Annotated in this window: 6 protein-coding genes; all 6 read right to left on the reverse strand. The window is 70.8% G+C overall.

The window, feature by feature from the left end:
• Window positions 1-116 precede the first annotated feature (116 nt).
• Window positions 117-425 (reverse strand): hypothetical protein, encoded by a 309-nt coding sequence (locus tag ACTOWY_RS44710; protein ID WP_441315683.1) that lies wholly within the window; start codon window positions 423-425, stop codon window positions 117-119.
• A gap of 157 nt (window positions 426-582) precedes the next feature.
• Entirely contained in the window at window positions 583-2,775 is a 2,193-nt protein-coding gene (locus ACTOWY_RS44715; protein ID WP_441315684.1) for a DUF3631 domain-containing protein, read from the reverse strand.
• Window positions 2,772-3,659, reverse strand: a complete 888-nt coding sequence (locus tag ACTOWY_RS44720) for an ABC transporter permease (RefSeq protein ID WP_441315685.1) — start codon at window positions 3,657-3,659, stop codon at window positions 2,772-2,774. The genes ACTOWY_RS44715 and ACTOWY_RS44720 overlap by 4 nt, the downstream gene beginning before the upstream one ends.
• Window positions 3,656-3,826 (reverse strand): hypothetical protein, encoded by a 171-nt coding sequence (locus ACTOWY_RS44725; protein ID WP_441315686.1) that lies wholly within the window; start codon window positions 3,824-3,826, stop codon window positions 3,656-3,658. The genes ACTOWY_RS44720 and ACTOWY_RS44725 overlap by 4 nt, the downstream gene beginning before the upstream one ends.
• Window positions 3,826-4,062, reverse strand: coding sequence for a hypothetical protein (locus tag ACTOWY_RS44730; protein WP_441315687.1), 237 nt, complete (start codon window positions 4,060-4,062; stop codon window positions 3,826-3,828). Before ACTOWY_RS44730 ends, ACTOWY_RS44725 begins: the two co-directional genes overlap by 1 nt.
• A 5-nt stretch (window positions 4,063-4,067) precedes the next feature.
• Window positions 4,068-4,283, reverse strand: a complete 216-nt coding sequence (locus ACTOWY_RS44735; protein ID WP_441315688.1) for a hypothetical protein — start codon at window positions 4,281-4,283, stop codon at window positions 4,068-4,070.
• Window positions 4,284-4,322 lie beyond the last annotated feature (39 nt).

The following is a 4,322-nucleotide window of genomic DNA, read 5'->3' on the forward strand; positions in this document are numbered from 1 at the left end:
TCGACCTTGGTGATGGTCAGCCCGCACAACGTGGTGGAGCTGCCGTTCCACCAGGAGCGGGTGGCTTCGATGTGGATGGTCCAGTTCGACATGAGGTACTCCTGTGGCGAAGGTGGTCAGCGGGTGCGGCGGGTGCGGCGCAGGTAGTTCCACGCCTTGCGTCCGGCGCGGAGCTGCAAGCCGGTGGCCTTGCAGGCGGTGCAAAGGCGGATGCCGCCGAAGACGCCGCGGCTGAGGTGGCGGCCCATGCCCCGACAGGCCCGGCAGGGCCGGAACGGGAAGGCCGCGCAGGCCAGCACGTAGCCACCGCCGAGTGCGCCCAGCGCGGCCCCGGTGTAGCCGGAGACCTGCGGCGCGATATCACTGAACGTGACAATGGTGAGAGTGGTAGTCAGGACTAGGGCGGGGGTATTGCGGGGTTTCATCGGCCCTCCGGGGCGGTTTTGGGCGTGTTTGCCCAGGCCAGCCCTAGGAACTAGGTCGCTGGTCACTGACGGTTTGGGTGTCTAGAGGGGGCTCTAGGTCTAGAGGGCGGTGGCTCTAGACCTAGAGCCGTCGGCGACCCCGGGTCGCCCCTCGGATTCAGTTACGCTCAGTGAGCGCCTTGGTGATCCAGTCGCGGTGCAGGCCCATGCGGTTCGCGCCCTTGCCGGTCTCGGCCTCGGTGATCCAGACCTGCTTGGTGGTGATGCCGAAGGGCTTGAGCGCGGTGGCGAGCTGGGTGGCCTTGGCCGCGCCGGTGGGCAGTTCGCCCCACGGCCCGTAGGCCGCCGGCCGAAGTTCGGCCAGCCGGTCCACCAAGGCTTCCGACCACACCTTGTCCGCTTCGCCGAAGACCGCGGTGAGGTCTTCCAGCAGCGAGCTGGATTCCTGGTCCTCCACCTCGATGTCCAGCCCAGCGGCGTAGCCGCTCAACCGGCCAGCGACTACCCGGGCGGCGCGGGCACGGGCGGCGATCTTGTCCGCGCCGGGGGCATCGATGTAGACCCCGCGCGTGGTCTTGGGCTCGTCGCCGTCGCCCTTGAGGATGCCGATCCCCTTGTCGGAGAAGGCAAAGGTGGTCGCCCGCTGCCCGTTCTGGTAGCTGGAGGTGCCCAGCACCATGTCGTTGGGCACCTGCCCGGCCACCTTGAGGCAGAACCGCCAGATGGCGTTGTCGCTGATCTGGGTGGGGATGGACTTGGAGTCCGGCCGCTGGGTGGCCAGCAGCAGCACGATCCCGGTTGCCGGGCCGCGCTTGGCCAGGTCGGTGCAGATCTCCTCGATCTCCTTGCCGTGGTCGGGGTGCTCGAACCACACCTGGCACTCATCCACCCCGATCACGATGGGGTGCAGGCCCAGCTTCTTGTTGTTGGCCAGCTCCGGGGTGACCTTGGACTCCGGGCACAGGTCGCGCGGAAGTTCGCGGATCACCTTGGTACGGCGGCGCATCTCCTCACGCAGCGCCCGCAGGTCGACCAAGGCGTAGTCGATGTCCTCCGGGTCGTCCCCGGCCCGGTAGCGGTGGCTCACCGGCCCGAGCGGGGCCAGGTCACCGGTGCCCTTGAGGTCATAGGGGTGCAGCTCCGCCCGCGGGTCCAGGGCCGCGATGAGCAGCAGTTCCCGCAGGGTGAACGTCTTTCCCATGCGCGGGACCGCGCCGATGATCCCGGAGATGAACATCAGGGTGACGTTGACCCACTGGCCGCGCTGGTCGGTGCCGAAGGGCTGCGGCTTGAACAGGTCGATCTGGGTGGCCTTGTGCAGCGGCCACACCGGCTGGCGGGCCTTGGACATGTCCTGATCGCCAACCCAGAGCACCAACCGTCCCGGGTGGACAGCCGGGTTGCCCTCCGGCCACACGCAGCCCAGCGGGCGGCCCAGGCCGGAAGCGAGCTTGGCGCGCTTGTCGGCGACCTCGGTGGCAGTCACCCCGGGCGGCAGGTCGATGTCAGCGCGCCAACCGGGGCCGTCCCGGGTGATCGGGGCGGCGAAGGTGATGGCGTTGGGGTTCTTCGACAGCGCGGAGGTGATGCCGCCGAGGCCCAGCACGGTCAGCGCGCGAACGATGACCTCGCTGGTCAGCTTGGCGACCTGGGTGGAGACCACCGCGCGGGTGGCGATCGGCTTGTCCGCGGGCGAACCGGCCACGCCGAGTCCCAGCAGGGCGGCCAAGGTCAGCCCCCAGATCTCCCACCGCGTCCACAGTGGAGCGTCGCCGGGCAGCAGGAACCAGCCGATGAACACCGCGGCCAGCGCCGCGCCGGTGACCAGCAGGCGGGTGCCCACCCGGGTGTTGCGCTGGGCGGACAGCCGCAGGTAGGTCTGGGCGTCGGCGGCGTGCACCGCGGCCAGGCGCAACGGCTTGGCCTCGGCATCGGCCAGCCAGCGCCACCACCCGCGCAGCACCTTGCCCAGCCCGCGCGGGGCGCGGGAGAGCAGGTGCAGGGCATACAGCGGCACTCGCAGCGCGTGGTAGGCGGCGGTGTGCAGGTAATGCCGGCAGGTGAAGGCGACGGTGCTGCGGAAGGTCTCCCACGAGCGCAGCCACGGCGCGATCAGCGGCCGCCGGTCGGCGCTGCGGAAGCCCTCCCAGATGGCTGGTTTGGCGGGCTCGGGCTGGTCAACGGCGACGGTGTCGGCGACCAGCTCGCCTTCCAGCACCTCTACTTCGGCCGGTTCCGCGGGCGCCGGGTTCCGGCGCAGCGGCACCACGTTGGAGCTGGCCGCAGCCTGTTCGTCGGCGGGAACCGTCGTGGTGTCTGGGGACGTGACGGTGTCATTGGGGGTGCTCACTGGTTGTCCCCTTCCTCGTCGTGGTGGAGCAGGTGGGCCAGGGCCGCGCCGCAGCCGAGAACGACCACGGGCAGGCAGGAGACGAATGCGGTGATCTGCCAGGGGGCCTGGGTCATTCCGGCGGCGGTCATCAGGTGGTAGGCACCCTGTCCGGCCATGCCCAGCAGCAGCGAGCCCACCGCCGAGACCTTGGCGAAGCGGCGGGCCTTGGCGCTGCGGGTGGCACCGGAGAGCCAGACCCGCAGGGCGAACGCGGCGTACGCCTCGACCCCGATGGGCAGCGTGATCGCGGTGTTGAGGACGAACCCGCCCGCGATCCCCGGGAGCAGGTCCACCGGGCCGAACCCGGTGAGCTTGCCCAGGCCAACCCAGCCGCCCCAGATGGCGACGAAGGCGGGCAGGGCCAGCAGCAGCACCGGCCAGGACCGGACCCGCCGGACCGGACGCGTGCCCGGGGCCGGGGTCACCGGAGTGGCCGGGGTGGTGCGGGCGAACCAGCCGCGGACACGCTGGCCCAGGGTCGGCGCGACCGGCGCGGCCACCGGCCGGACCGGGGCGGTCGGCTCCGGGTTCACGACCGTGCTGACCAGCGTGGTCGCCTTCGCCTGGTGATCGGACGTGGGCTCGCTGTCCTCAGTCGGCTCTGCCTCGGACTCGGGGGTGCGCAAGGCGTAGAGCCGGGGTGCCGGGTCCGGGGTGGCGGGTCCGGCGGTCCGCTGACCGGGCTCGGTGGCCAGCGCGGCGCGGAGCGCGTTGGCCTTCTTCGCACCGATGCCGAGTTCGCGCATGAGCTGGTTGCGGGAAGGGATCTGGCCGGACTCGGCGGCCATCTGCTGTGCCCGGGGCAGCAGGTCATCGATGGGGGCGGGGTAGGCGCTGGTCATCGCACAACCTCCAGGGTCACGGGCTCGGCGGTGGTGGTGCCGGTGGTGCAGCGGGGCAGGCGGGTGAGGTAGTGCACCCAGTAGCCGACCTGGCCCGGCTGGAGGAACTCGGCGAGGTCGCCGCCGCAGTGGCGGCAGGTGCCGGTGGTGGTCAGGGCGAGTGGCATCACTGCTCACCCGCTTCGCGGCACTCCGCGGCCATCTCCCGGGCACGGTCGGCCCGCTCGGAGATGAAGGCGGCGTCGGGCCGGTCGGTGGCCGCGATCAGGTCGAGCACGCGGGCCTTCTCGTCGTACCAGTCGGCCTTGACCACGTTGGGCGCGTCCGGTGCGGGCTGGTTGTTGAGCAGGTGGCACATCTCCCGCAGCAGGCTGCGGCTGGTGGGGATGGTGTCGGTGAACATGGCGGTCACCACCCCGCGGTGCTGGTCGCGACGGCCAGCGTGGCCGTGGTCGGGCTGGTGCGGGTGTGGGTGCGTCCGCGGGCGGATGCCTGGGCAATCCCGTCCAGGACGGTGGCGAGCAGTCCGGCGGTGATGGCCAGGGTCTTTGCCAGCGGGGTCAGGATGGTGAGCAGCAGCCACACGAGGATGGCGGGCGCGCTCATCTTGTTGAGCCGTAGCATTTGGAGTCTCCTGAGTGATCATGAATCGGTTGGGAGACC

Source organism: Crossiella sp. CA198 (genome assembly GCF_052078295.1).
In the GTDB taxonomy this organism is placed as follows: domain Bacteria; phylum Actinomycetota; class Actinomycetes; order Mycobacteriales; family Pseudonocardiaceae; genus Crossiella.

Excerpts from the sequence above, each read along its gene's own strand:
- ACTOWY_RS44710 (WP_441315683.1), bottom strand. The coding sequence starts at position 425 with ATGAAACCCCGCAATACCCCCGCCCTAGTCCTGACTACCACTCTCACC.
- ACTOWY_RS44720 (WP_441315685.1), bottom strand. The coding sequence starts at position 3,659 with ATGACCAGCGCCTACCCCGCCCCCATCGATGACCTGCTGCCCCGGGCA.
- ACTOWY_RS44725 (WP_441315686.1), bottom strand. The coding sequence starts at position 3,826 with ATGCCACTCGCCCTGACCACCACCGGCACCTGCCGCCACTGCGGCGGC.
- ACTOWY_RS44730 (WP_441315687.1), bottom strand. The coding sequence starts at position 4,062 with ATGTTCACCGACACCATCCCCACCAGCCGCAGCCTGCTGCGGGAGATG.
- ACTOWY_RS44735 (WP_441315688.1), bottom strand. The coding sequence starts at position 4,283 with ATGCTACGGCTCAACAAGATGAGCGCGCCCGCCATCCTCGTGTGGCTG.